General features: G+C 52.9%; 28 protein-coding genes and 1 other annotated feature. Of the genes, 21 read left to right on the plus strand and 7 right to left on the minus strand.

Annotation, left to right across the window (positions count from 1 at the left end; translation table 11 throughout):
• The 15 genes from lysA to ACE99V_RS02545 all read left to right on the plus strand — a co-directional run.
• Positions 1 to 987 (plus strand): diaminopimelate decarboxylase (gene lysA, locus ACE99V_RS02475; RefSeq protein ID WP_400489563.1); only part of this gene is annotated, 987 nt, incomplete at its 5' end.
• 131 nt (positions 988 to 1,118) lie between these two features.
• Positions 1,119 to 1,553 (plus strand): peptidylprolyl isomerase, encoded by a 435-nt coding sequence (locus tag ACE99V_RS02480; protein WP_400489564.1) that lies wholly within the window; start codon positions 1,119 to 1,121, stop codon positions 1,551 to 1,553.
• Between the two features lie 153 nt (positions 1,554 to 1,706).
• Positions 1,707 to 2,375 carry a site-2 protease family protein gene (locus tag ACE99V_RS02485; protein ID WP_400489565.1) on the plus strand — a complete coding sequence of 223 codons (669 nt, stop codon included), beginning with the start codon at positions 1,707 to 1,709 and terminating at the stop codon, positions 2,373 to 2,375.
• Between the two features lie 21 nt (positions 2,376 to 2,396).
• The gene (locus tag ACE99V_RS02490; protein WP_400489566.1) at positions 2,397 to 3,164 is read left to right on the plus strand and encodes a segregation/condensation protein A; all 768 of its coding nucleotides are present in this window, start codon (positions 2,397 to 2,399) and stop codon (positions 3,162 to 3,164) included.
• Positions 3,154 to 3,738: an SMC-Scp complex subunit ScpB gene (gene scpB / locus ACE99V_RS02495; protein WP_400489567.1), complete on the plus strand. Its 585-nt coding sequence runs from the start codon at positions 3,154 to 3,156 to the stop codon at positions 3,736 to 3,738. The genes ACE99V_RS02490 and scpB overlap by 11 nt, the downstream gene beginning before the upstream one ends.
• A 90-nt stretch (positions 3,739 to 3,828) precedes the next feature.
• Positions 3,829 to 5,007: a D-alanyl-D-alanine carboxypeptidase family protein gene (locus ACE99V_RS02500; RefSeq protein WP_400489568.1), complete on the plus strand. Its 1,179-nt coding sequence runs from the start codon at positions 3,829 to 3,831 to the stop codon at positions 5,005 to 5,007.
• Positions 5,000 to 5,587 (plus strand): nucleoside recognition domain-containing protein, encoded by a 588-nt coding sequence (locus ACE99V_RS02505; RefSeq protein ID WP_400489569.1) that lies wholly within the window; start codon positions 5,000 to 5,002, stop codon positions 5,585 to 5,587. The genes ACE99V_RS02500 and ACE99V_RS02505 overlap by 8 nt, the downstream gene beginning before the upstream one ends.
• Positions 5,588 to 5,603: 16 nt before the next feature.
• Positions 5,604 to 6,137, plus strand: coding sequence for a spore maturation protein (locus tag ACE99V_RS02510; protein ID WP_400489570.1), 534 nt, complete (start codon positions 5,604 to 5,606; stop codon positions 6,135 to 6,137).
• Between the two features lie 89 nt (positions 6,138 to 6,226).
• On the plus strand, positions 6,227 to 6,976 hold the full coding sequence (locus ACE99V_RS02515; RefSeq protein ID WP_400489571.1) for a pseudouridine synthase: 750 nt from the start codon (positions 6,227 to 6,229) through the stop codon (positions 6,974 to 6,976).
• Positions 6,977 to 7,069: 93 nt separating this feature from the next.
• Positions 7,070 to 7,597 (plus strand): thiol-disulfide oxidoreductase ResA, encoded by a 528-nt coding sequence (gene resA / locus ACE99V_RS02520; RefSeq protein WP_400489572.1) that lies wholly within the window; start codon positions 7,070 to 7,072, stop codon positions 7,595 to 7,597.
• Between the two features lie 20 nt (positions 7,598 to 7,617).
• A complete protein-coding gene (resB, locus tag ACE99V_RS02525; protein WP_400489673.1) occupies positions 7,618 to 9,249 on the plus strand; it encodes a cytochrome c biogenesis protein ResB in 1,632 nt (543 codons plus the stop codon).
• A gap of 21 nt (positions 9,250 to 9,270) precedes the next feature.
• Positions 9,271 to 10,497 (plus strand): c-type cytochrome biogenesis protein CcsB, encoded by a 1,227-nt coding sequence (gene ccsB, locus ACE99V_RS02530; RefSeq protein WP_400489573.1) that lies wholly within the window; start codon positions 9,271 to 9,273, stop codon positions 10,495 to 10,497.
• Positions 10,498 to 10,586: 89 nt separating this feature from the next.
• The gene (locus tag ACE99V_RS02535; protein WP_400489574.1) at positions 10,587 to 11,303 is read left to right on the plus strand and encodes a response regulator transcription factor; all 717 of its coding nucleotides are present in this window, start codon (positions 10,587 to 10,589) and stop codon (positions 11,301 to 11,303) included.
• Between the two features lies 1 nt (position 11,304).
• Positions 11,305 to 13,083, plus strand: coding sequence for an ATP-binding protein (locus ACE99V_RS02540; RefSeq protein WP_400489575.1), 1,779 nt, complete (start codon positions 11,305 to 11,307; stop codon positions 13,081 to 13,083).
• Positions 13,084 to 13,101: 18 nt separating this feature from the next.
• Positions 13,102 to 14,238 (plus strand): HAD family hydrolase, encoded by a 1,137-nt coding sequence (locus ACE99V_RS02545; RefSeq protein WP_400489576.1) that lies wholly within the window; start codon positions 13,102 to 13,104, stop codon positions 14,236 to 14,238.
• Positions 14,239 to 14,293: 55 nt separating this feature from the next.
• Here the strand turns inward: ACE99V_RS02545 and ACE99V_RS02550 are convergent, their stop codons facing one another.
• The 7 genes from ACE99V_RS02550 to ACE99V_RS02580 form a co-directional block, all read right to left on the minus strand.
• Complete coding sequence (locus tag ACE99V_RS02550; RefSeq protein WP_400489577.1) at positions 14,294 to 14,569, minus strand: hypothetical protein; 276 nt, start codon at positions 14,567 to 14,569, stop codon at positions 14,294 to 14,296.
• 16 nt (positions 14,570 to 14,585) lie between these two features.
• Positions 14,586 to 15,866 (minus strand): ArsB/NhaD family transporter, encoded by a 1,281-nt coding sequence (locus ACE99V_RS02555; RefSeq protein ID WP_400489578.1) that lies wholly within the window; start codon positions 15,864 to 15,866, stop codon positions 14,586 to 14,588.
• Between the two features lie 100 nt (positions 15,867 to 15,966).
• Positions 15,967 to 17,550, minus strand: a complete 1,584-nt coding sequence (serA, locus tag ACE99V_RS02560; RefSeq protein WP_400489579.1) for a phosphoglycerate dehydrogenase — start codon at positions 17,548 to 17,550, stop codon at positions 15,967 to 15,969.
• Positions 17,543 to 18,697, minus strand: coding sequence for a pyridoxal-phosphate-dependent aminotransferase family protein (locus ACE99V_RS02565; RefSeq protein ID WP_400489580.1), 1,155 nt, complete (start codon positions 18,695 to 18,697; stop codon positions 17,543 to 17,545). The genes serA and ACE99V_RS02565 overlap by 8 nt, the downstream gene beginning before the upstream one ends.
• Before the next feature lie 62 nt (positions 18,698 to 18,759).
• Positions 18,760 to 19,004, minus strand: a binding site (T-box leader).
• A 200-nt stretch (positions 19,005 to 19,204) separates the two neighbouring features.
• Positions 19,205 to 20,137 carry a manganese-dependent inorganic pyrophosphatase gene (locus tag ACE99V_RS02570; RefSeq protein WP_400489581.1) on the minus strand — a complete coding sequence of 311 codons (933 nt, stop codon included), beginning with the start codon at positions 20,135 to 20,137 and terminating at the stop codon, positions 19,205 to 19,207.
• A gap of 115 nt (positions 20,138 to 20,252) precedes the next feature.
• On the minus strand, positions 20,253 to 20,462 hold the full coding sequence (locus ACE99V_RS02575; RefSeq protein ID WP_400489582.1) for a ferredoxin: 210 nt from the start codon (positions 20,460 to 20,462) through the stop codon (positions 20,253 to 20,255).
• Between the two features lie 101 nt (positions 20,463 to 20,563).
• Positions 20,564 to 21,385 carry a hypothetical protein gene (locus tag ACE99V_RS02580; RefSeq protein ID WP_400489583.1) on the minus strand — a complete coding sequence of 274 codons (822 nt, stop codon included), beginning with the start codon at positions 21,383 to 21,385 and terminating at the stop codon, positions 20,564 to 20,566.
• 185 nt (positions 21,386 to 21,570) lie between these two features.
• On the opposite strand from ACE99V_RS02580, the gene ACE99V_RS02585 reads away from it, so the two are divergent.
• The 6 genes from ACE99V_RS02585 (at position 21,571) to ACE99V_RS02610 (ending at position 26,926) form a co-directional block, all read left to right on the plus strand.
• Positions 21,571 to 22,692, plus strand: a complete 1,122-nt coding sequence (locus ACE99V_RS02585) for a YpbB family protein (RefSeq protein ID WP_400489584.1) — start codon at positions 21,571 to 21,573, stop codon at positions 22,690 to 22,692.
• The gene (locus ACE99V_RS02590) at positions 22,682 to 24,244 is read left to right on the plus strand and encodes a RecQ family ATP-dependent DNA helicase (protein WP_400489585.1); all 1,563 of its coding nucleotides are present in this window, start codon (positions 22,682 to 22,684) and stop codon (positions 24,242 to 24,244) included. Before ACE99V_RS02585 ends, ACE99V_RS02590 begins: the two co-directional genes overlap by 11 nt.
• 3 nt (positions 24,245 to 24,247) lie before the next feature.
• Positions 24,248 to 24,820, plus strand: a complete 573-nt coding sequence (locus tag ACE99V_RS02595; protein WP_400489586.1) for a CPBP family intramembrane glutamic endopeptidase — start codon at positions 24,248 to 24,250, stop codon at positions 24,818 to 24,820.
• A gap of 4 nt (positions 24,821 to 24,824) precedes the next feature.
• Complete coding sequence (locus ACE99V_RS02600) at positions 24,825 to 25,421, plus strand: LysM peptidoglycan-binding domain-containing protein (RefSeq protein WP_400489587.1); 597 nt, start codon at positions 24,825 to 24,827, stop codon at positions 25,419 to 25,421.
• A gap of 57 nt (positions 25,422 to 25,478) precedes the next feature.
• Positions 25,479 to 26,387 (plus strand): NAD(P)/FAD-dependent oxidoreductase, encoded by a 909-nt coding sequence (locus tag ACE99V_RS02605; RefSeq protein ID WP_400489588.1) that lies wholly within the window; start codon positions 25,479 to 25,481, stop codon positions 26,385 to 26,387.
• Between the two features lie 107 nt (positions 26,388 to 26,494).
• Complete coding sequence (locus ACE99V_RS02610) at positions 26,495 to 26,926, plus strand: hypothetical protein (protein WP_400489589.1); 432 nt, start codon at positions 26,495 to 26,497, stop codon at positions 26,924 to 26,926.
• The last annotated feature ends 7 nt before the right edge of the window (positions 26,927 to 26,933 follow it).

A 26,933-nucleotide genomic window follows, 5' to 3' on the forward strand; every position in this document is an offset into this window, starting at 1 on the left:
TCGGTGGAGGAAATCACCATGGCGTTGGATGCGCACATTGGCTGCTTCGTCGTCGACAACTTCTATGAACTTGCCCTGCTGGAGCAGTTGGGGGAAGAGCGGGGCCAGACCGTTGCAGTTCTGCTGCGTGTGACACCTGGAGTGGAAGCGCATACCCATGAATACATCTCAACAGGTCAACAGGACTCCAAGTTCGGATTTGATGTGATGAGCGGACAGGCGCTCCAGGCGATCACGCTTGCGCATAAAAGCAGCTCTCTTCACCTTCTTGGGGTGCACAGCCATATCGGATCGCAAATTTTTGAGACAGACGGCTTTTTGATTGCAGTCAAGCGGCTGGCTGAGCTGCTGGAAGAAGCGAAAAAAGAGACGGGTTTCGTCCCGGAGGTGCTAAACGTCGGCGGCGGTTTCGGCATTCGCTACGTGGAGGGCGATACTCCGTTGCCGCCTGAGGCGTATGTGCGGACGATCACGTCAGCCGTGCGGGATGAATGGACTGCCCGCAACCTCCCGCTGCCGGAACTGTGGATTGAACCGGGCCGAAGTATCGTGGGAGATGCAGGCACGACCTTGTATCGGGTTGGATCGACCAAGGAGATTCCCAACGTGCGCAAGTATCTGGCTGTGGACGGAGGCATGACGGACAATCTGCGTCCCGCTCTTTATCAAGCCCGGTATGAGGCCGCCATCGCCAACAAGATGAATGAACCTGCTGACGATGTGGTGTCAATCGCCGGCAAGTGCTGTGAGTCTGGAGACATGCTGATCTGGGATGTCGCGCTTCCGCAGACCAGCCCGGGTGATATTCTCGCCGTATCTTGCACAGGTGCCTACGGTTATGCGATGTCCAACAATTACAACCGAATTGCGCGCCCAGCTGTTGTTTTTGTAAAAAATGGGGAGGCAGAGCTGGTGGTCAAGCGGGAGAGTCTGGCTGATGTGATCAGACAGGATCTGCTGCCTGCACGGACTCAATCATTGCGGTAACTTCATCAGGCATCGGGAATCAGACATACATCTTTCAACCGGTTCTCTCGTATAGAAAGGTGTAATGGACGCACCCGTTTTGAAATGGTAAAATGGGAAGGTTCAATTGTAAAGGTATGGAGGTAACGAACATGAAAAAAGCACGCATTACCATGGAAAACGGGAATCAAATCGAGCTGGAACTGTTTGAAAACGAAGCTCCTGGAACCGTAGCCAACTTTGAAAAACTGGCGAATGAAGGCTTTTACAACGGCTTGACGTTCCACCGCGTGATTCCTGGCTTTGTGGCGCAGGGAGGCTGCCCGTACGGCACCGGCACTGGCGGTCCGGGCTACACGATCAAATGTGAAACAGCAGGCAACCCGCACAAGCATCTGCGCGGTTCCCTCTCCATGGCGCACGCAGGCAAGGACACAGGCGGCAGCCAGTTTTTCATTTGCTATGACGCGTTCCCTCATCTCGACGGCGTGCATACCGTGTTCGGCCGCGTAACACAAGGCATGGAGCACGTCGACGCCATCAAGCAAGGTGACAAAATGGCAAAAGTGGAAGTCGTGAACGAATAGACAAGCTGCAACCAAGCACTGGCGTCAACGCCGGTGTTTTTTCTTGCACAGATCCAACGAGGGTTTTAAGGCATTGGGCGTAGGCGAGTCTTGTAACCCCCTGCCTCTCTTGGTATGCTAATAGATAGCAATTTTTTCACTCAGGAGGACGGAATGGAGAACTTTTTTCACTTTGACTGGGCGACGGTGCCGTTTCGCGTCATTGCGTTCGTCATCGCCTTTTCCCTGCACGAATGGGCACACGCATACGCCGCGTGGAAGCTGGGGGACGACACGGCAAAACAGGAAGGACGCCTCACGATTAACCCAATTCCCCACATTGACCCGTTTGGATTGATCTTGATTTTGTTCGGGCCGTTTGGTTGGGCCAAACCGGTGCCGGTCAACCCGCTGCGCTTTCGCGGCAACAAACGACTTGGAATGGTCTACGTGTCTGCAGCGGGCCCTTTCGTGAATCTGATTTTGGCCATTGTTTTTGCCGTTATGTTCTACGCAGTCGCACATTCCGGGATTCTTGCCGGTATGAACGAAAAAGCGGCGGAAGCGATCATCCTGACTCTTCGCTTCAGCGTGCTGATCAACTGCGCTTTGTTCATTTTCAATCTGCTCCCCATTCATCCGTTGGACGGCTCAAAAATCTTTCGTTTCCTTTCGCCCCGACGGTGGGACGGTTTTTTCTACAAGCTTGAGATCTATGGCCCGTGGCTTTTGCTTCTGCTGATCTTTATCCCGGGAATCAGCGGGGTTTTGCTTGGTTTCCCGCTCGCACTGCTGCTGACAAGCATTCAAGAGTTGGCTCTGTTCATTCTATCGCTGTTTTAATAGGGAAACGAGGGAGAACTTGTGTCATACAGCATTAAACTGGATTCGTTTGAGGGCCCTCTTGACCTGTTGCTGCATTTGATTGACAAGGCGGAGGTGGACATCTACGACATCCCCGTGGCCGAAATTACCGAGCAGTATCTGGCTACCATCGACACCATGCAGCAGCTGCAGCTCGATGTGGCAAGCGAGTTCGTGGTGATGGCGGCAACGCTTCTGTCCATCAAAAGCAAGATGCTTCTGCCAAAAAAGGAAGAGCAGGTCTTTCAACCGCTGTTTGATATGGATGTGGAGGAAGTGGACCCGCGCGAAGAGCTGGTTCAGCGGCTGCTTGAGTACAAACGGTACAAGCTGCTTGCGGAACAACTGCGGGAGATGGAAGTCGGCCGCAACCAGGTGTTTACCCGGCCGGCTGAGGACCTGACCCCATACGTGCGTGAAGAGGAGCAAACGATCAAAGACGTCACCGTTTATGATCTCATTACGGCACTGGAAAAGCTGGTGACGCGGATCAAGGAGAAGGAGCCGCTGGCCAAGGTGTCCCGCGACGAAGTGTCCATCAAGGACAGGATGCAGGAAATCCGGCAGCTGCTGAAGGTAGGCGGCGGCATGATCCGCTTTTTTCAGCTGTTTTCCGCCAACGCGTCACGGACGGAGATCGTCACCACTTTTCTGGCGCTGCTGGAACTGATGAAGGCAAAACATATTACGTGCATCCAGAATCAGCTGTTTCAAGACATCATGATATGTGAAAACACGGCGAAAGGAGCTCATTCCGATGGACTATGACAAGCTGAAAGGCGTCATCGAGGGCTTGTTGTTCATCTCAGGCGATGAAGGAATCGATGCCAAGCAGATTGGCGAAATCATTGAGGTGCCCGAAGATACGGTCGTCGATTTGATCGAAGACATGAAAGCCGATTTCCGTCGCAGCGGCAGAGGGATTCAAATTGTCGAAGTAGCCAGGGCGTATCAGTTTACGACGCTTCCCGAGCACGTTCCGTATTTTGAAAAGCTGGCTTCTTCGCCCACTCAATCCACATTGTCGCAGGCTGCACTGGAGACGCTGGCAATCATCGCCTACAAACAGCCAATCACTCGCTCGGAGATTGAAGAAATCCGCGGAGTGAAGTGTGAAAAGGCGCTGAACACCCTGCTTTCCAAGCAGTTGATCCGCGAAGCGGGAAGAGCAGAGGGGGTCGGGCGTCCCATTCTATATGCCACGACAAAAGAGTTTTTGGAACATTTTGGGCTGAGACAATTGGATGATCTGCCCGAACCGCCCGTCAATCTGAACATCGAAGAGGCGAGGATGGAAGCATCCGTCCTGTTTGCCAAAACCACCGAACCTGCAAACGACTAGCCGCCGCCCTGCAGTTTGCGGTACTATCAAACGACTCGTCCCCATATACTTGTACAAACCACGGTGATCCTGAAGACTGGGGAGGACGTTATGAAGTATCGGAGCCAACTATCCGGCGTACTCGTCGTTTTTCTATTTTTCCAGGCGCTGTTTATTCCGTCTGGGGGCACAGCGGAAGCAGCTTCTGCACCTCCGGGTCTATCCGCGGAGGCGGCAGCCTTGATCGATGTCGCGAGCGGCCGGATTTTATACCAGAAGAACGGCGGCAAGAAAATGCGCATTGCCAGTCTGACGAAAACCATGACGGCGATTGTCGCCATCGAATCGGCTACCTTGAAGGACGTAGTGACGGTCCCCCCGGAAGCAGTGGGAGTGGAAGGATCGTCCATCTACCTGAAGCGAGGTGAAAAGCTCACACTCGAAGAACTGCTGTACGGCTTGATGCTCCGCTCCGGCAACGACGCCGCCGTGGCGATCGCGCACCATGTAGGCGGCTCTCTGCCCGGCTTTGTGTACATGATGAATGAAAAAGCAGACCTGATCGGCATGACTCATACCAACTTTACCAATCCGCACGGGCTCGATGAGAGCAACATGCATTATTCGACAGCGGAGGATATGGTCAAACTGTCCGCCTATGCGTTGAAAAATCCGGTGTTTCAGCAAATCGTTGCCACAAAGGTGAAAAACATTTCATGGGAAGGCGAGAACTGGGACCGGCGGCTGCAAAACAAGAACAAGATGCTCCATTTGTACAAGGGAGCAGACGGCGTGAAAACCGGCTACACAAAGCTGGCGAAACGATGCCTCGCTTCATCGGCTACACGGGACGGCCGACAGCTGGCGGCAATCACACTGAACGCACCTGACGATTGGAACGACTCCATGAGTTTGATGGATTGGGGTTTTCAGCAATTTAAGGTGACAATAGTTGTGGAAAAAGGGCAGACCGTGAATGCGTCAGCCGCCATTTCCACTGCGGCCGCCGATTTTCAGCTGATTGCGATGAATGACTTTTCCTATCCGCTTAAGGCGGGAGAGGAGAGCAAGCTTCGTACCAGTGTCCATCTGCTGAAACCTCAGGTAACAGAAGACATGATGGGGAAGCATGTTGGCTTCTTGCAAGTGTACCTCGAACGGCAACTGATTGGCAGCATACCGCTGACCGTACAGGCAGCCGTACCAGCGTCCAATCCGACGAAGAGGGGACTATACACCTTCTGGGATCTGCTGTGGCACATCATGGCGGGAGGAATGTGGCATGCTTAACGTCATCTGGCTCGCTCTGATTGTTATCAGTATCGTGGTTGCAGCAACCAATGGACGGTTGGAAGTCATCAATCAGGCTGCTTTTGAAGGGGCAAAGACAGGGGTAACGGTGTGCTTCGGCTTGTTGAGCGTCCTCGCTTTCTGGATGGGGCTGATGCGTGTTGCGGAAAAGGCAGGCCTTTTGGAGCTCTTGGCCCGAGCCCTGTCTCCCTTTATTCACCGGTTGTTTCCCGACGTGCCCAAAGGCCATCCAGCCCTCGGCTACATCATGTCGAACATGAGCGCCAATCTGCTGGGGCTGGGTAACGCCGCAACGCCGATGGGACTGAAAGCGATGGAAGAACTGCAGAAGCTGAATCCCGACAAACAGGTGGCCTCTCCTGCGATGTGCACCCTGCTGGCGATCAATACGGCCAGTATTACGCTCATCCCGACCACCATGATCGCCATCCGCATGCAGTACGGTTCCGCCAACCCCGTGGAAATCGTCGGCACGACGCTGATCGCTTCTTTTTCCGCGACGATTTTCGCCCTCCTGCTGGATCGTTGGTACCGATACCGACGTGGCAAGCGACGGTGAACAAGGAGGGATCGTCATGTATCAATGGGTGTCACTCATTTCGCTCTGGGCCATACCCGTCATCATATCCTTTATTCTGATCTATGGCTGGAGCAAACGGGTACCCGTGTACGAGACGTTTGTCGACGGAGCGAAAGGCGGTTTCGGCACGACCATCAGAATACTTCCTCACCTGATCGCGATGATGGTGGCGATAACCATGTTTCGCCAATCAGGCGCGCTTGACATGATGCTGCAGCTGTTCAGACCGCTGCTCACTCTTCTGCATGTACCGGAAGAGATTGTGCCGCTCGCTCTGCTGCGGCCTTTGACCGGTACAGGATCGCTTGCGATTGCGACAGACCTGATCGCCCAGTACGGTCCCGACTCCATGCTCGGCCGACTTGCCTCTACGATGCAGGGAAGCACGGATACTACCTTGTACGTTTTAACCGTCTATTTCGGTGCCGTCGGGATCCGCAACGGCTCCTACGCGTTAAAGGTTGGCTTGTGGTCGGATCTCGCCGGTGTGGTGGCCTCGCTGATAATCGTATATCTCGTGTTTGCGTAAGCAGAAAAACTTCCTCACGCGGGGAAGTTTTTTCCTTTTTCTTGTCCACACTGATAAGAATGGGTATGATGATGAAGAGGTGATCCATCATGGAACGATTGCAAAAGGTACTGGCTCACGCGGGTGTCGCCTCACGTCGTCATTGTGAAGAGTTGATCGTCGAGGGCAGAGTTCAGGTGAACGGCAAGGTGGTGAAGGAATTGGGCGTAAAGGTTGACCCCGCTATTGACCGTATCATGGTGGACGGCCGCCCCATCCGGCTGGAAGAGCATGTCTACATTCTGTTATATAAACCCACAGGTGTTATCACCAGCTTGCACGATCCGCAGGGGCGCCGCGTCGTTACCGATTTGCTCAAGGGAGTGAAAGAGCGGGTCTATCCGGTTGGACGGCTCGATTACGATACGTCCGGGCTCCTGCTGCTGACGAACGACGGTGAGCTGGCGAATCGACTTGCTCATCCATCCCATGAGATTGACAAGGTCTACCGCGCCTGGGTAAAAGGTGTCCCCGCCCCGGAAAAAGTAAGGAAGCTGGCAGCCGGCATCATGCTGGAGGACGGGATGACCGCGCCCGGGCAAGCGAAGTTGATAAAAACCGCTCCGAAAGGGAACAAGTCCCTATTGGAGCTGATCATCCACGAAGGGCGAAACCGCCAAGTGAGGCGAATGTGCGAAGCAATCGGTCACCCCGTACTCACCCTGGAGCGTGTCCGTCTGGGATTTTTGTCTCTCGAGGGTTTGAGGCCGGGTGAGTATCGCCCGCTTACCAGTGCGGAAGTGAAAAGATTGAAAAGCGCCGTGACGATTGACAGCAAAAGCGCCAGGAAGCGAGTGTAATTCGTTCAAAATCTGTTCATATCTTACGCGCTGGCGGAAAACGAGGAACGCTATAATAAAAAGGAAATAGAGCGAGTTAGGAGATATTGCTGGATGAACAAGTCAAATCGCACCTATATCCGAGTCGCGATCTTGGGCGTGCTCCTGGTCGCGTTGGTCTTTGCCGTATACTCCAGTCTGGAGAAAGATCCCAACGCGGTAAAAGTAGGGCGTGACGCGCCGAACTTTAGTCTGGAGCAGCTGAACGGGTCGCCTGTCACATTGTCCGACCTCAAGGGAAAAGGGGTCGTGCTCAACTTTTGGGGCACCTGGTGTGAACCGTGCAAGGCGGAAATGCCGGCCCTGCAGAAGCAGTACGAAGCATACAAAGACAAGGGACTGGTGGTAATCGGCGTCAATATCGGAGAATCGCCGATCACGGTCGAACCGTTTGTCAAACAGCTTGGTGTGAACTTCCCGATATTGATGGATCGACAATCTCAGATCACCAAACTGTATCGGATTGGCCCGATTCCCACGACCTTTTTCATAGACGGGGACGGAGAAGTGAAGGAGATCTTCATCGGTCAGATGAATGAAGCGATCATCGCTGACAAGATCGCCAATATTTTACCGAAGTGAGGAACAAAATGAAGTTCAATTTGGATCAACCAAAGTGTGAATGCGGACATTCAAATCCAGTCGGGACAGTACTGTGCGAGTCGTGCGGGAAACCCCTTCAACAGATAGAGGCGGCAGGCAGCGCTGAATTTCCCGATATGCGCTACGAAGGGATGGCCCGCCGGTCGCAGACGTACTCATCCACAGTGATTGATCGTGTGTGGAATTTCTTCTCGTCCGTCAAAGTGGCGGTTGGGATTATCGTGATTACGTTGATTGCATCAGCCGTCGGGACGGTCTTTCCACAGCAACAGTACATTCCTGTACCGGTTCCGACAGAGGCCGACGTCGCCCGTTTTTACAGCCAAACGTACGGCCGTCTGGGTGACATCTATTATACGCTGGGATTTCACAACCTTTACTCTTCCTGGTGGTTTGTGACCCTGCTTGTGATGCTTGGAACATCGCTCGTCATCTGCAGCCTGGACCGAGTGGTTCCGCTTTACAAGGCGTTAAACAAGCCGCGTCTGAACCAGCACCTATCCTTTCTCAAGGGACAGAAACTCTACGGGGAAGCCGAATTGTCGGATGAGGTGGACAAGGCATCCCTTCTGGCGCAAGCGGAAAATCAATTCAAGCGCAGAGGCTATCGGGTCTATCGTGAGGGAGATTCCCTTCTGGCGGAAAAGGCGCGCTTCAGTCGCTGGGGGCCCTATATCAACCACATCGGCTTGATCATTTTCCTGCTTGGTGTGTTGATGCGCAACATACCGGGTTTTTACCTGGACCAATTCGTGTGGGTGCGAGAGGGGCAAACGGTCTCTCTGCCGGATACGCCTTATTACATCAAAAACCTCGCCTACAAGACAGAGTACTGGTCCGAAGAAGAAATGCCACAGCAGCTTGACTTGAAAGGCGGCGCAATCCCGAAGAGCTTCCAGACGGACGCTGTTCTGTACCTGAATAAAAATGCCGATTTGCCCGGTGCGAAGCCCGATCTCGTCGAAGTGAAGCGGGGGCCGATCGTGGTGAACCATCCAATGGAATACGAAGATTTGATGATATTCCAATCGGGTGTCCAGGAGATGGAGTTGGGTGCGCTCAACTTCACGCTCATCGACAAGAAAGCCGGAAACAGGGAGATCGGTCCGATCAAACTGGATTTGTACGAACCCAATCAGGAACAGCAAATTGCCGAAGGAGTAAAAGTTCGCGTCCTTGATTACTTTCCGGATTTTTACCTGGATTCCAAAGGAAAGCCGGCTACCAAAACCAATCTTCCCAATAATCCGATGTTCGCGCTGGAAGTAACATCGCAACAGGACAATAAAAAGGAACGAATGGTGTACCTGAGCGGGTCCATCATACCGGAGAAGGCGGATTCCCGCTACACGCTGAAGATTAACATGCCTGATTTGATTGATATTTCCGGATTGATGGTGCGCAAGGACAAGGCGGTGCCGATCATTTACTTTGGCGCATTTGTGTTTATGATCGGTGTCGTGATGGGCTTCTTTTGGCAGCACCGCAGGATCTGGCTGCAGTTCAGCAATCACACCATCCACCTGGCTGGCCATACGAACAAGAACTGGTTTGGCCTTCGCCGTGAAGTGGAGGGGGTAGTGGAACAGCTGGGGCTGCCGATCTTATTGGAGGAAAACGCGAAGGCCTAGCTTCGAGGAGGGAAATGCGACTTGCTTATCCAAGTAAGTGACTGGTTGTTAAATATCGCCTTCATTCTCTATGTGTTGGCGTCGATTCTTTTCGTCGTCTCAGTGACGGGGAAAAACTGGTCTGGACGGGATCCAAAGGCCCACGAACACCGATTTGGGCGAATGGCTTATTGGATTGCCGTCGTCGGCTTTTTGGCACAGGCCGGATACGTCATCACCCGCTGGATCGGCGCCGGATTTAGCCCGACCAGCAACATGTTTGAGTTTATGGCGTTTTTGGACTTCTGTATCATCCTCGCTTATTTGATACTTTATCGGATTTACAGGCTGACGGTGATCGGTGCCTTCGTTCTTCCGCTCGGCGTGATCATGCTGGCGTATGCGTACGTCTTTCCGAAAGAAGTGACGCCTCTCATCCCGGCCCTGCAGAGTTACTGGCTGCATATCCACGTGACGACGGCGGCCTTGGGGGAAGGCATTTTGGCTGTCGGCTTTGCCGCCGGCTTGATGTACCTGATCCGTACTGTTCCGCAGGACCGCCGCACTCGCGGAACCGTCTGGCTGGAGATTGTCCTCAGCGTCGTTCTGATGCTTGTGGGATTCATCGCGATGGACTCCACATTCGCCCGACTGGATCAGAAAACGGTTTTTGAACTGAATGAGGAAAAGGTCAACAACATGGGGCAGATGGAAAAGCTAAAGGCGGAGTACACCCTGCCGGCCATAGTGGCGCCGGCCAACTCCACCATCATCAAAGCGGGACCAATGACACCGCTGTTTGAAGCTCCCGCCTGGATGGAAGGGAAAGATGCCGCCCGCAAGCTGAACACCTTGATTTGGTCGGTACTCACGGGAACCGTCCTGTACTGGGGGCTGCGCCTCCTGTTCCGCAAGCGGCTGGCCGCGGTCATGCAGCCTGCTTTAAACGGCGTTGATCCGGAGCTGCTTGACGAAATCAGCTATCGGGCCATTTCCATCGGCTATCCGGTATTCACACTTGGCGCTCTGATTTTCGCCATGATTTGGGCGGAAGAGGCATGGGGACGCTTTTGGGGATGGGATCCCAAGGAAGTTTGGGCGCTGATTGTGTGGCTGTTCTACAGCGCATACCTGCACCTGCGCCTCTCCCGCGGCTGGGTGGGTACCAAGTCGGCCTGGATGGCCGTCATCGGGTTTGTGATCATTCTGATTACGCTAGTGGTTGTCAACCTGGTAATCGCCGGTCTTCACTCCTACGCCGGAGTGTAAACCTGATTTTGTACGGCAGACCAAAAAGCTGGCTCACCCCCAGCTTTTTGGACTATAGAGATAACCCTACCAATACAGAGGTGGTTCGAATGGAAAAAGAAGCACGCATTTTGGTGGTAGATGACGAGGAACGAATCCGTCGTCTGCTGAAGATGTACCTGGAGCGGGAAAACTACGAAATCGACGAAGCGGAGCACGGCGAAGAGGCATTGGAAATGGCACTCAGCAAGGATTACGACATCATCCTGCTCGACCTGATGCTGCCTGGCATGGACGGGATCGAGGTTTGTCAAAAGATCCGCGAACACAAGGCCACCCCGATTATCATGCTGACGGCGAAGGGTGAGGAAACGAACCGCGTTCACGGTTTTGAGGCCGGCGTGGACGACTATGTCGTCAAGCCGTTCAGTCCCCGTGAGGTTGTTTACCGCGTAAAAGCGATCCTGCGCCGCTCGTCGGCAACCGCTTATTTGAAGACAGACTCTATCGCCAGTCATTCGATCCTGGTGTTTCCCGAGCTCACGATTGACCACGATGCCCACAAGGTGATTGCCAGTGGTCAGGAGGTTAGCCTGACACCGAAGGAGTATGAATTGCTCCACTATCTTGCGCTCTCGCCTGACAAGGTATTCACCCGCGAAGAACTGCTGAAGGATGTCTGGCATTACGAGTTCTTCGGTGATTTGCGAACGGTCGACACCCATATCAAACGGCTGCGGGAGAAATTAAACCGAGTCTCGCCGGAGGCCGCGCAAATGATCGCAACAGTATGGGGCGTCGGTTACAAACTAGAGGTGCCAAAGTAACGTGGACGTCATCTTTCGCAGTGTAGTAGGCAAGCTGTGGATGACCATCATCGCGCTCTTTGCTCTAGTTCTTACGCTGTTTAGCCTGTTGCTGGTGCAGTCCTTTGACAGCTATTTCTTTCAACGGCAAACGAATAATCTGCAGCAACTGGCAGACAACCTGTCAAAGACGCTGGCGGAGCAGTCGGACAAAACCTCCGCCCTGAAGATGGCCTCCACTTTCAGCAGTGTGCATCGTACCGGCTTGATCGTGGTGGATGAGAACGTGAAACCGCTCGGGAAAAACGTAGGGAATACCCTCCCGCAAATACCGTTGCAGGAACTGCTGCAGTCGCGCGAACTGCATCTTAGGGAAGCCATTGCAGGAGCGTATCCCGCTCCTGCGCGTGTGATCTTCGAGAGCAACCCTTCAGACCGCAACGGCCGAATACAGGTATTGGCTGTTGCAGTACCGTTGGAATTGACACCGACGGATCGCGGGGCGGTCATCTTGTATCAGGCGATTGAAGATTTCGACGATACCCTTACCGAAGTACGCAAATTGATCTTTGTCGTGGGGGTCATCGGATTTATTTCCACTACCGTCTTTGCCTTTTTCCTTTCCTCCCGCATCACATTCCCGCTACGCCAAATGAAGGAGACGGCACAGCGAATCGCCGAGGGTGACTTTCACGCGGAAATCCCCATCCGGACAACGGACGAGATCGGTGAACTGGCTGCCACCTTTAATACCATGGCAAGCAGGTTAAATGAGGTGGTGCACGCGTTGTCCAAGGAAAAGGAACAGTTGGCCAGTGTGCTGGGCAGCATGGTAGACGGGGTGGTCATGATTGATGAAAAAGGAAAGATTGCCGTAACCAACCCTCCGGCCGAACACTTTTTACGCGACTGGGAATATGAACAGCCGAGCCAACCGGCTCCCCTGTTTGAGTTATACCGGTCGGTCGTGAAAACGGGGCAGGAAGTGTCAGAAGATATTCCGGTCCAGGGACGGAACTGGTCGATCGTGATGGTGCCGCTGTATGACCGTGAACAGATTCGCGGGGCCGTCGCGGTGCTTCGCGACATGACAAAAGAGCGCAAGCTGGACAAGATGCGAAACGACTTCGTCGCCAACGTTTCGCATGAACTTCGCACTCCTTTGTCCATGCTTCAGGGTTATAGTGAAGCGATCGTCGATGACATTGCTGCTACACCGGAGGAACACAAGGAACTGGCCAAGATCATTTACGACGAGTCGGTACGCATGACCAAACTGGTGAATGAACTGCTGGATCTGGCCCGGATGGAAGCAGGGCACGCAGAGCTTAAGCTGGATACGATCGAACTTCGACCGTACCTGGAGCGAATTCAGCGCAAGTTCAGCAATCTGGCAAGGGAGCGCGGAATCGGACTCCAACTGGATATATCGACCAGACAAACCCATCTGTATATTGATCCTGACCGGATGGAACAGGTATTGACCAATTTAATTGACAATGCGATGCGTCATACACCGGTGCAGGGCATCGTAACACTTCGGGCCCGCGGCGAACAACCGCTTCTTTTGGAAGTGTCTGACACAGGCAGCGGCATTCCGCAGGAAGACTTGCCATTTGTGTTTGAGCGTTTCTACAAAGCAGACAAAGCGCGGACGAGAGGAAGAGCGGGCACAGGACTGGGTCTCGCCATCGCCAGGAATATCGTGGAGGCGCATGGCGGCGTGATCAGTGTGCAAAGCAAGCTGGGTGAAGGCACGACTTTTACCATCAGCTTGCCGGATAAACCGAGATACAAATAAAGAAATGGAGTGGAGAGAATGATCAAGACCATTTTGTTTGATGTTGACGGTGTCATGTTAAGTGAAGAACGGTATTTTGACGCATCCGCTTTAACGGTTTGGGAGCTGCTGCACAACCCGCTATATCTCGGTCTTCCCGGTGATGATTTTACCCCGGCCCCGGTTGAAGCGAAGATCAGAAGCGTGCGTGAAACCGTTTTTGCCAAAGACGAGGTGCTCAACTTTATCAAGTCGAGGGGAATCAACTCCAACTGGGACATGGTATTCCTTGCCTTTTCGTATCAGTTGATCCGCCTGTGTGAACATCTAAAATCGTCCCTTGGTGAAGAACCTGCATCGCTTCTTGCCGGGCAGATAAACCGTACGGAATTGAACCGCTTGGCGCAGTGGGCAAAAGAACATGCAGCTGATTTCCACATTGACTATGCAGCCTTTACAGCTGATTTTGCGAATGGAACGGCACAAAAATCAGGATTGCTGCTGGACCTCAATCGAATTGCCAAAGAACGCTGCGGTGTTGATACGGATATGTTTTCCCGCAGCAGCGAGTTGTGGCAGCTTTGTCAGGAGACCTTCCAGGAATGGTATCTGGGGGATGAACGGGTAGCTGCATCCATTGGCCGCTCCTCTTTTCAAAAGGGGAAAAAGGGCTTCCTCTCCGATGAGATCCCGATTGTGGATCCAGCGGAACTGCGCGAAATCCTGCTCACTTTGAAGACAAAAGGATATACACTGGGGATTGGTACAGGTCGTCCCACGATTGAAACACACGTCCCGCTTAGCGAATTGAACCTGTTGGACGTATTTGATCCCGAACGGGTGGTGACGGCCAGTCACGTACTGGAGGCGGAAGAAGAGTTCCCTGATCAAGCCCCGTTGGCCAAACCCCACCCCTATTGCTACGTAAAAGGACTTCTGGGTCTGTCCGCACCCAATCGTGAGGTGCTGAATTATTCCCTTCCCATTGCCAATGGAGAAGAGGTGCTGATCGTCGGCGATTCCCTGGCTGACCTGCTGGCGGCAAGAGCCATCGGCTGCAAATTTGCTGCCACCTTGACCGGCTTGTCCGGACAGGCGGCGCGGAGCAAGTTTGAGGAAGAAAAAGCAGAATTTATCCTTGACGATGTCCGCGGCATTCTCTCCATTCTGGAATAAGCTTGGTCTACAGAAAAACCGACTCTGCCATCAGAGTCGGTTTTCTGTGGTGCGCTTATTTCCAGTGGAGAGATTCCAGGCAGCGGAAGCGAAATGCCTGCAGCAGAAAGGGAAGTACCATGTCTTTGCGGACGATCACCTCAAATTGTCCGTCCTGATGCGAGTAGAAGAGGGCATCCGTGTAATCCTTGTTTTCGTCAAAGTAAGCGCGAACTTGTTTCATTCGGTTGCGCATTTCCTCCGACTTCACTTCAATCTGAAACGTGACGTCTTTGTCGTTTTGCGACTCCGTTATCTGAATGAGCTTTTCATCGAACGTATACGTTACCATGAACCTTCCTCCTTAATCAAACGAAATAGCGCAGGTAAATGTAGGCGTGGCTCAGGATGATCGACATGATCATCAGTGGAAAGGCAATTTTCAAGTAGCCCATAAAGCTGATGTGATGTCCTTCCTTTGCGGCAAGACCGGCGACGATCACGTTGGCACTGGCCCCGATCAGCGTGCCGTTCCCTCCCAGACAAGCCCCGAGAGCCAGACTCCACCAGAGCGGTTCCAGATTGTGAATTCCCAGCGCGCCCATTTCCTTGATCATCGGAATCATCGTGGCCACAAACGGTATGTTGTCAATAAAAGCGGAAGCAATGGCGCTCATCCACAAAATCAGCATGGATGTGCGCAGGGCGTCACCCCCGGTCAACGCAATGGCTTTTTCCGCAAGAAGCGCGATAACTCCGGTGTGCACAAGTCCGGAAACCAAAACAAACAGCCCGATGAAGAAGAAAATGGTGTTCCATTCTACTTTATTCATCGCGTCTTCCAGATAGTGCTCCCCGGTGAGCAGCAAAAGCAGGAACGCACCCGTCAAGGCAATGGTCGCCGACTCCAGATGAAAGACCCCGTGCAGCATGAAGCCGAGAATCGTAAGCCCCAGAACGAAAAGGGATTTTTTCAGCAAGGTGGTATCGGTAATCTCGTCCCGCTCGTTCAGGTTCATGATTTTGGCTTGCAGCTCCGGAGAGGATACCAGGTCTTTGCGATAAATCAACACCAGACAAATAATTGTGAAAATCATGACGAGAGCCGCAATCGGAGCCAGGTTGAGCAGGAACGCCATAAAGTCCAGTTCCGGAACAGAGCTGCCGATCATGATGTTGGGCGGATCGCCGATCAGGGTAGCCGTGCCCCCGACGTTCGAAGCGATGATCTCGCTCACCAGATAGGGAAGCGGGTTCACCTGCAGCTGCCGTGCGATGCTGAAGGTGACCGGAACCATCAAGAGAACGGTCGTTACGTTGTCCAGAAAAGCGGAGGCGATTGCCGTGATAGCGCTTAAATAAACGAGAATCCGCAGGGGATTCCCCTTGGCAGCCTTTGCGGCGCGAATCGCCATGTACTTAAAGACGCCGGTCTGGGCCGTGATGGTGACGAGAATCATCATACCGATCAACAGACCCAGGGTATTAAAGTCAATGTGTTCAATCGCCATTTCCTGGGTGACGATGCCAAACAGAACCATCAGGATACCGCCCGACATGGCGACAATGGTACGGTGGATCTTTTCGCTGATAATAAAGGCATAAGTAAGCAGAAAGATGCCGATTGCGAGTAGTGCCTGGTTTGCCATAACGTTCTCCTCTCTTCAATTAGCAAGTCTTGTTCTATTATACCGAGTTCTTCCAAGCGGGTAAAGAAAGGGCTCGGCCCAAACGGCCGAGCGGTTATGCTCAGAGTTCGATTTGCGTGACGCTTTTGATCTCCGACAGCTCTCCCAAGGTATCGAGCAGCTCGGCGGAAACCGGTTTATCAACAGAGAGCATCATGATGGCTTCGCCGCCGATATCCCGACGTCCCACCTGCATCGTGGCAATATTGACCTCGTTGCTGCCGAGGATGGTGCCGACGCGTCCGATTACGCCTGGACGGTCGTTGTGATGGACGTACAGCAGATACCCTTCCGGCGCGACGTCAATGGCGAAATCATCGATCTTGACGATTCGCGCACCGTATCCGTTTAAGCGAGTGCCTGCCACCGTCCGCGTCTGCAGGTTGGTTTTGATCGATACCGTCAGCAGATTCATGAATCCGCGGTTTTGCGAGGACTTTTGCTCCGTGACAGCAATCTCTCGCGCTTTTGCCAGAAGCGGTGCATTCACGTAGTTGACCTCTTCTCCCAGACGGAAGGAGAGAATTCCTTTTAAAACCGTACGGGTGAGTGGAGAGATGTCCACTTCAGTTAATTCGCCGCTGTAGGTGATGGCAATCTCCTGGATGGAGCCGACCGTGACCTGGGCCAGGAAGTTGCCCAACTGTTCGCCTAGGGTGAAATACGGCTGCAATCGTTCCAGGACATGTGCAGGGATGGACGGCAGGTTTACGGCGTTTTTGAAAGGCTGGCCGCGAAGCACTTTCAAGATCTCGTCGGAGACGTCGATCGCCACGTTTTCCTGGGCTTCAACGGTAGACGCACCCAGGTGAGGCGTAGTGACTACCTGCGGCAAACCGACCAGCGGGTTGTCAACCGGCGGTTCCTGTTCAAACACGTCAAGTGCGGCGCCTGCTACCTTTCCTGTCAAAATGGCTTCGTACAGGGCTTTTTCATCAATGATGCCGCCGCGGGCGCAGTTGATGATTCGCACACCGTCTTTCATTTTGGCAAACTCGCGCGAGCTGATCAGATGACGGGTCTCTTTTGTCAGCGGTGTATGCACGGTAATAAAGTCCGCTTGCATGCAGATGTCATCGACGGTAGCGTTGGTCACGCCCAGTTTTTGTGCCCGCTCTTCCGTCAGAAACGGATCATAGGCAAGCACGCTCATTCCGAATGCTTTTGCCCGTTTTGCCACCTCGGTTCCGATTCGGCCCAGACCAAGGATACCCAGTACCTTGTTGTTCAGTTCCACGCCCTGAAAGCTTTTTCGATCCCATATGCCGTCCGTCAATTTCTTGTGTGCCTGGGGAATGTTCCGGGCCACCGCCATCAACATCGCAAAGGAATGCTCTGCAGTCGAGATGGTGTTTCCGTCCGGAGCATTGATGACGACCACACCGGCTTTTGTGGCTGCGTCAATGTCGATGTTGTCTACGCCCACACCTGCACGACCCACGGCCTTCAGGCGTTTGCCTGCAGCCAGTACTTCTGCCGTCACTTGTGTTTGGCTGCGGACCAGAAGAGCGTCGTACTCACCGATGACGGCCAGCAGGTCGGACGGGGAGAGGTTGGTCTGACGCACGACTTCCACATCAGGTGCGTCCAGCAGTTTTTGGATACCAAATTCGCTGAGCGGATCGCTGATTAATACTTTATACATGAGAAACGAGCACCTCCTGTGCAGCTTTGACACCGGCGCCCAGTTCCACGCCGACGCCGATTTGGTGTAGCGCCATTTCAATGGCGGAAATAATTTGAATCACATCCAAAGGTTCGCAATAACCCATGTGGCCGATGCGGAAGATCTTGCCTTTCAAATGCTGTTGGCCCCCGGCAATGACGAGATTGAATTTGGTCCTAAGCACCTTGCGCAGTTCTTCGGCGTCAAATGCTCCTTTGGGATCGAGCGATGTGACGGTAGGGGAGGCGTAGGCATCTGCGGTCATCAACGGAATATTCAGTGCCCGCATCCCGGCGCGGGTCATGTCGCGCATCAGTTCGTGCCGCCTGATGATCTGCGGCAGCCCTTCTTCCTCCAGCATGTTGCACACTTCTTCCAATCCGAAGATGAGGGATACGGCCGGAGTGTAAGGGGTTGTCTTTTCGGCCAGGCTTTTGCGGTATGCTTTTAAGTCAAGATAAAACGCGAGCGGCTTCTGTTCCTCTATTACTTTCCAAGCGCGTTCGCTGGCGGCGATGAATGCGAGTCCCGTCGGAAGCATGAACGCTTTCTGCGAGCCGGTAACGAGGATGTCAATGCCCCAATCGTCCATTTCGCAGGCAACGGCACCGAGGCAGCTGACAGCATCTACGATGAAGAGCGCATCCGATGTTTCACGGACGACTTGAGCCAGCTCGCGAATCGGGTTCAAAACGCCGGTGGACGTTTCGCAGTACGTCGCAAAAACAGCTTTCACGCGCGGTTTTTCCCTGAGAAAATCAGTCAGTATATCGGGTGTGACGGCTTCTCCCCAGGGGACGTCCAGTCGGTGAACGACAATGCCGAAGCGTTCACAGATTTTCGCAAAACGCTCGCCGAAAGCACCGCTTACCAGTACGGCCGCCTCGTCGTTTGGCTGCAGCGTGTTGACCACGCTCATCTCCAGTGCGCTTGTACCGCTTCCGGCAAGGATGTATACATCCTGCTTGGTGCCGAAGTACGTCTTGAGACGCTCGGCGGTACGAGCAAACAGGCTGGAAAACTGACCGCTGCGATGGCCGATCATCGGCTGGTTCATCGCTTGCTGGACCCGCGGGGGAATTGGCGTCGGGCCGGGGATTCGTAAGATCATTTTGTCTGTAAACATGTTTCTCTCCTCCTCCTTGAAAATAAAAAAACCTCCCGTTCCCACACTACACGCTGGGTGCAGTGAGGGACGAGAGGTATGCTTCGCGGTACCACCCTCATTCGTTCTTCTTTTCGCAAAGAAGAACCTTGTCAGGTAACTAGACCTGAGAGATAACGGATCAACCGTACACGCCTACTGGGAGACACACGTCTGTTCGGCGCGGCAACTCAGAAGTGCTTATCTGCGCAGGGAACCGCCGATTCGCAGCGACCATCGGCTCTCTGAGGGTTTCCACCGTGCAGCATTTCTTCCTCATCGTTGTTAGACTATTCATCATATTGAGATTTGCTATTTACTTTATCACGGGCAAAAAAGAGCGTCAATAGAGTGTATGGAAAAAAACAGGAACATTCGAGATAAAATTTTATTTATTGTTCGGAAAGCAGACAGAAAAGAAAGAGCCCTGACTCCTTGATCTGTAAGGGAATCAGGGCATTTCACGGCTTTCAATGGGAAACAATCGGATTACATTTTGCTAAAAGTATCGGTCAGCACAGGTACAATTTGCTTTTTGCGGGACACGACGCCTTTCAGCACTGCTTTATTATCAACCAGCGCAACGTTGTATGCCTTCTCTACGGCATTTGCGGCGCGGCCCAGTGCGACACCAATCGAATCGTTGTTGAGAATATCCGTCACAACGAACAGGAACAGGTCTAACCCTTTTTCCTCAATAATGCTGGAAAGAGCCGCCTCCAGCTCAGCTTGACGGGCAAGAACATCGTTCACATCCACTGCATTTACCTGAGCGATTTCAACTTTGTAATTCCCCATTTGGAATTCTTTGGAGTCGAGAGAAATCAGTTGGCTGATGGTTTTGTCGCTTAAATTGGCCCCTGCCTTCAGCATCTCCAGTCCATAGCTTTCCAGGTTTACTCCGGCAATCTCCGCCAATTCGCGGGCTGCAGCCACATCTTGTTCCGTGCAGGTTGGGGACTTTAACAAGAGCGTATCGGAAATAATCGCGGACAGCATCAAACCGGCGATCTCTTTCGGAATTTCCACTCCGTGTTCCTTGTACAGTTTTTTCAAAATCGTCGTAGTACATCCAACAGGTTCCGCACGGTAATACAACGGATTGCTTGTTTCAAAATTGGCGATACGGTGATGATCGATGACTTCTACCACTTGGACCTTGTCAATGTCGGTTGCGCTTTGCTGGCGTTCATTGTGATCCACTAAAATGACGGTATTTACTTCGTTTGCGACGGTTTCAACCAGGCGGGGCGCATTTACTTTGAAATAGTCCAGTACAAATTGCGTTTCCCCGTTGATGTCACCCAAACGAACCGGCTCCACAGCAAACCCCAATTTGGTTTTTAAATCCGCATAAACAATGGCAGAACAAATGGAATCAGTGTCCGGATTTTTATGCCCAAAAATAAGCGTTTTTTCCATCTTATTACTCCTTACTGATTTTTTTTGCCATAAAATCATACCATAGATTTTATCTGATGGAAAATGAAAAAACCGCCCATGCGGTAAGCCATGAGTGGTTTTTGTGTGGTGAAAATTACTCTTCAACCTTGATGGAGTCGGTTGGGCAACCATCTGCCGCATCGCGCACATCGTCAAAGAGAACATCCGGGATTTCAGCGGTGTTGGTGTTGTCATCCAGTTTATTGAAAGCCAGGCCTTCATCATCGTAATCAAACACGTCTGGAGCGGTAGCACCGCAAGCACCGCATGCAATACAGGTTTCTTTGTCTACCCATGTAGTCATCGTGGTTTCACCTCCCATACCGATGGTACGTCCACTGCTCATAAATCATTTTATTCGTTGTCAGTTGAGATTTCAAGAATGAATCACATCTCATCATGAATCTATTCCCTGTACATCGGTATCTCCGGTGCTTTCAGTCCGGCGTACAGTTTTGGATGCAGCTGCTTGAAGTCGCCGCTTCGCACTGCGTCTGTCGCTTCCAGCAAGCGTATGGCAGAAGGTACGTCTTTGATCCCCAGCGTCGCCGCTTCCTGAGAGCGGAAAAGCAAGTCAAGACGGGCGGTCAAATCCTCAGGATTGAAAGAATCGTACACCTTCATTTGAGCCAAATACTCAGCCGCCACATAAGTACGGTAGTGGAACGGATAATCCTTCCAAAGAGCGACGCTCACCGTTTGCGGCAGTTCCTTGGGGAGCGCCTGCTTGTTGACGTAGACTGACTCCCACATGGCAATCGCCTTGTAAAGATAGCCCTGTGCCTTCAACCAGTTGTTCGTGAACAAATTCAACCTTGAGGCGAGACCATCAGGGTTCAGGGCATTACTATTCTGATCGGAAAGAGCTTCATCGATACCATCCAAATAAGACCGTAGGCTTTCTTCAAAGTGGGATTTTGCCTGTGCCAACAGCGGTGAACCGGCAAGTGCCAAATCTTTTTCCACAGCTTGCAGGATGGATTCCGTCTCCTCGGCCAACTGCTTCAAGGCAGCCTCGCGTTCCTCCATCTGCGCTTCAGTCAGCTTGGCCATGGTTTGAAAATGGGCTTGTTTCAGCTTCAGGAGCGGCGCGTACACACTGTAGTAAAAACGGATAAAATCCTGTTCGTTGTACAACTTCTGCTCACGCAGCAAGCGCTCTTTTTTTGCCTGTTCCTTTTGCGCTTCAAGGGCAGCAGCCTGCTCCGTTTCCACTTTTGCCTTCATGTAGCCTGCTCCCAAAAAAAATCCGCCAACGAAGCAAGCAAGTGTTAAGATTATCATATACACAAGGATGAATTCTGATTTTGTTAACCTCTTCGTCATACATTCCTCCACATATGCAGAATCTGGCAGCATCACTCGCTAGTATAGCGCATGGGCTGCCGGTTCGTATAGAAAAAGGAGTTCATATGGACAACCGTAACCTAACCCTGCTGGAAAAGGAGTTCCTATACGCTGTCACGCTGAACGGGTTGGCGCCATTGGCGGGAGAGCGAACCCTCCAGTCGTTGTACTACATCTTCCGCGGCAGAAAGGCAAATCAGACGCTGCAGGATGTTCATTTGTACAGCCTACACCCGTATTATCGGATGTTTCCCCGGATCTCAAGAGAGGCATGGGAAGAAAATATTGCTTTTTTGCTGTCTGACGGGCTGGTCAGGTTGACGAAAGGCACAGGCGGTTCACCGAAACCGTCGTTTGCGTTGACCGAACAAGGAGTGGCGGAACAGCAAGCCGGACGGGAGCGTTTCCGGCTGGATTACTGGTTTACCCCGTTTTCTTCGCCCACTCAACCGGAGCAGGTGAGCCTGTTCTGGCAGCGGCTTCACCTGATGATCCAAACGGTCTCCCAGCTTCTGGCGAATGACACAGGCTTTCAGCCGGTTGTGCAAAACAGGCAGGTACAGCAGTGGGTGAAAAGGACGCTGGCGTCAGTGGAACAACGCTTGCTTTGGCAGGATCATCTGTACAATGAGCTGTTTTCGCTTTTGTCCGCACTTCCTCTCAACGTGCAGGAGCTGATCGTCCGGCAGCTGTCAGGCGCATCTCAGGTCGGAAGCACGGTCACGCAGCTTGCCCTGTCAGCGGGGCAATCACCTTCGTTTATTCAACTTCAGGTTCGCTTCGGTCTTGCCGTCATCGTGCGGCGGCTTGAAAAGGAAAAGGACGCGTTTCCCTTACTTTCAACCCTGATCGAGCCAACCGGCGGCAAAGACCTTCGGTTGAGTGAAAGCGCCAGCCAGACGTACGAGCTGGTACGGCAGCATTGTACCCTTGATGAGATTGCCAGACGGCGAAACATCAAGTCCAGTACAGTGGAAGATCACCTGGTGGAGATTGCGCTGCACTGTCCGGAGTGGGATTGTGTCGAATACGTGTCGGAGAAGGAACAGGAGGAGATCATCCGCGTGAGCGAAAGGTTGGGGACAAGTCGACTGCGTCTGTTGAAAGATTCACTGGGTCCGCAGTACTCGTACCTGAAAATCAGGCTCGCGCTTGCGTTGCGAAAGGGGAGGGAACATGGTGCGTGAACGCTTGATAGAGGCTCTTCAGCGCTATTTTGGATATCCGTCTTTCCGCCCCGGCCAGCTTGAAATGATCGAACGGGTGATGGCCGGAAAAAATGTTCTCGGCCTGCTTGCCACCGGTGGAGGCAAGTCCATTACCTATCAGCTTCCGTCATTGCTGCTCCCCGGTCTGGTTGTGGTAGTGTCGCCGCTTATCTCGTTAATGATGGATCAAGTCCAGCAGCTGAGGTCACGAAGGCTTATTTCGGCAGCTTATCTGAACAGTTCGCTGGATCCTTCAGAGATGAAACAGCTGATGAGAGAGATCCGGCAGGGAAAATTCAAACTTGTTTACGTCTCACCGGAAAAACTGCAGCAGCCCGCCGTTTTACAAGTGTTGGGTGCGTGTGGGGTCTCTCTTCTTGCGGTTGACGAAGCCCACTGCATCTCACAATGGGGGCACGACTTTCGCACCGACTACCTGAGGCTGCCGGATGCGTTTGCAAAACTGGGGGACCCGCCGGTGTTGGCTGTAACGGCGACGGCTACGCAGGCTGTTCGTGAGGAAATCTGCCAGTTGTTTGGCATTCACCTTGATGATGTGGTCATGCGGCCATTGAATCGGCGCAACATTGCCCTAGACATTATACCCGTTTGCTCGGAAGCAAAGAGACGGGAGCGGGTGCTTGAAGCAATGGAGGATCTTCAAGGCCCCGGCATCGTGTATTGCGGGACGAGACAGGCCGTCGATGCTCTCGTTGGGCACTACCAGATGACCGGCAGAAAACGGGTACACGGATATCACGGCGGGATGAATGGGATGGAACGAGCGCTTATTCAACAGCAGTTTTTGCAAGACGAACTGGATATCATTGTGGCTACCAACGCGTTTGGGATGGGGATCGACAAACCTGACATTCGGTTTGTGTTGCATTACCATTTCCCCTCCAGTCTGGAAGCGTACGCTCAGGAAATCGGGCGAATCGGGCGGGATGGAAAGCCGGGTTATGCAGGCATGTATTACGCGCAAGAGGATGTACATATCCATACCCACTTGTTGGAAAAGGAGTATCCGACAATGGAACAGGCGGAGATCTTTCTCCATCGGGTGTGCCAGGGCAGGCTTTCCTACAGCGACCTGATGACGAACGCCAACATCGGCGAGGAGTTGGCGCAAATGCTGATGTTCTATTCGGAACAAGCCGGTTTGGTTTCGGAAGTGGCTGCCACTCGGGACGGGTTAGTATGCATTCCCGCACCGATCACGCAACATTCGGCCACGATTCAAGACCTTTGGGAAAGAACGGAACGGGCCAAAAAACGAAAACAGCAAAAATTGCGCGACATGCTCCAATGGGTTCATTCGCCAGACTGTTTGCGCGCGGGGCTTGTCCGCTATTACGGCGAAACAGGGGAGACCGCTTTTGAAAAGGCGTGCTGCTCCCGATGCGGGTTGGATCGAAGGCTGTACGAACAAAAGCGCAGCGCCCCGGTTGCTCAGGTGAAAAAAGATTGGGACCTGGAGCAGGCTTTGCGCAGTCTTTTGCCGAAGAAGATGGAAAGAGGAGGAAGGTGAAGCGTGTCAAACCCGCTAGATGAGCTGGATATCCGCACTCTGCGCCTCAACCTTTGTATAACGCAAGGGATCGTGTGGGCTTTGGCGGCTTCCGCCAGCTTCCTTATCCACGGCCGAGAAAAGACATACCTGATGTTCACCATTTCCGACCGGCTTGATTTTGCCTATGCGGGCGGGGTGGCGATGCTTGCAGTAGGCGCCAGCATCGCCATGGCACGGTATCTGCCGCGGACATGGCAGGATGACGGAAACATCAACGAGCGAATCTTTATCGGTCTTCCTTTTTGGCAGACCCTGGGACTTTGCATCACCGTAGGAGTTGGCGAAGAATGGCTATTCCGCGGTGTTCTGCAGCCATTGATTGGAAATGTGTGGACCAGTTTGGTGTTCATGCTGGTTCACGTTCGTTATTTGCGCAAACCCCTGCTGCTTGTCAGCGTATTTGGAACCAGCTACCTGCTGGGCTGCTTGTTTGAGCTACATGACAGCCTTCTTCCGCCGATTTTCGCCCACATCGTGATTGATTTATCGCTCGCTGTTTATCTGCAGAAGACCCATCGAGAAGGGAGGAACTAATTGAATGTGGAGACGTAAGCGAACCTCAAAACCGGATGAATCCCGTCCTCGAGAAGCTGTGCATGCCGAAGGACTGCCTTCTCGAAAGGTGCGCCACTCCAAAAGGAAAATCTCGTTCGCTGCTATGCTTGGACCAGGAATCGCCGTCTTCGGAGCCATTTTTTTCGGTCTCGTCGGGCTGGAACTGTACCAGGCAAAGCACAGTTCGGCTCCCGATGCGAACGTGCAGCCCCAACCTCTTGCAACAACGGAAACGCATCCTGTCCAATCAGGGCAAAAGGCCACGGAGGCATCATCGAAGCAATCGAACACCGGGGCAGCCGCTCCCTCCCCTGCTCAATCGAAGTCCAATGCTCAAAAAACCGAAGCGAACCCGATCGTGAAGCCCGCCGTCGTATCCGTACAACATCAGCCTGTAGGAACACCTGCCAGGCCAAAGGCAAAAAGGCACGTCGTAAAAAAGGGAGATACCTTGTTCAAACTGTCCCGCCTCTATTATGGCAATCATTCCGGTGTAGCCAGGATTGCCAGCTACAACGGTCTGCGTCCCGACCAGCAATTGATCGCCGGAACCGTGATCAAGATTCCCGTGAAGCAGTAATGAACGTGCGGTAAAACGGGCAGGATAACGGGAAATGGTCAGGGCGGAGGACAGCGGATGATCTATGATACGGTGGTGATCGGCGGGGGTATTGCCGGACTTCAGGCATCCATACAGTTGGCCCGTTCCTTGCGGGATGTGGTTGTGATCGACAATCATCGTGGGCGCTCCGTTGCGGCAAAGCGATACGGCAATCTGCTTGGTTTTCCCGACGGCATCAGCGGAGAAGGGTTGCGGCATACGGGTGTGGTGCAGGCAGAACGATTGGGTGTGGAGTTCATCAGGGAGGAAGCGATATCCCTGGGGCAGGACCCGTCCGGCACTTTCCGGGTCGGCTTGGATAGCGGACAAAGTGTAGAAGGCAGAACCATTTTGATGGCGACAGGCGTATCTGACGCGTTCCCCGCTCTTCCCGGTCTATCGGAATGTCTCGGGGTAAGTGTGTTCATTTGTCCGGATTGTGACGGTTACGAAATCATCGACCGGGAAACAGCCGTGATCGGAGAGGGACCCAACGCTTTGGCATTGGCCAAGGTTCTGACCCGTTTTTCCCGGAAATTGATGATTGTGAACCACACGGGCAAGCCGGTCAAGAATGAAGAACTGACCCGCTTGCAGTCGCATAACATCCCGGTGATGGATGCGCGGGTGGAACGAATGGAACAAAGCGGCGGTCAATTGCAGGCGCTTCAATTGTCTGCTGGAGATCGGCTGGAGGTCTCTTGCGCATTCCTTGCCTTTCCTGGAACCCGTCCCAATACCCGTCTGCTTCAGCCTTTTTCGGTTGCGTCCAACGAATGGGGATATGTAGAGGTTGATCCCAGAACCAAGGAGACCAGCTGCCGAAACATCTGGGCGGTGGGGGATATCTGTGCTCATTCCCAGATGGTATCGATTGCAATGGGAGACGGTTCGCAGGCAGCGGTCTGGATACACAAGCGGTTGATGGAAGAAAAACAGGAATAGACAAACGCCATTTTCCTGCCGGGATGGCGTTTCTTTTTTTTGGCACAACGAGCAAGCGGTGCAAATATATTTGGTAAGGAAGTTGTAACAGTAGGAGGCGTATGCACATGTTGCTGTTCGTACGCGAACTCATGCGCGGAATGCTGGCGTGGATGTGCGGAAATTGGGCTGTCAGCAGTGTACCGGTGTCACCGCTTCTCTCGCTTGCTCACTGGAGTGACATCGTTACGCTTTTCCTCTTTCGACCAGCCGGTTTTCTGGTCTCTGCCGTTGCCTTTGTGTCAGCATGCTGGTTGTTATACAAATTGCTTGTCACCCATGGAAAACGTCTGTTTCAACCGACAGCCCTTCACGGAGCAGACCGGTTTTTGCATGCGCTGGTCTGGTTGTTTTCCCTCTACGTTGCGTATATCCAACTGGTAAAGATTCCAATACCTACGCTGGTTGCAATCTGCCTGATGGCCGCAATCAAGTTCTCCTCCTTCATTCGTCGGCGAAACCTGCGCGAGGAATTCGACCAACCGGTTGGAAAAAAGTAAACCGAAG

The organism is Brevibacillus soli (genome assembly GCF_044759095.2).
In the GTDB taxonomy this organism is placed as follows: Bacteria; Bacillota; Bacilli; order Brevibacillales; family Brevibacillaceae; genus JBIYSM02.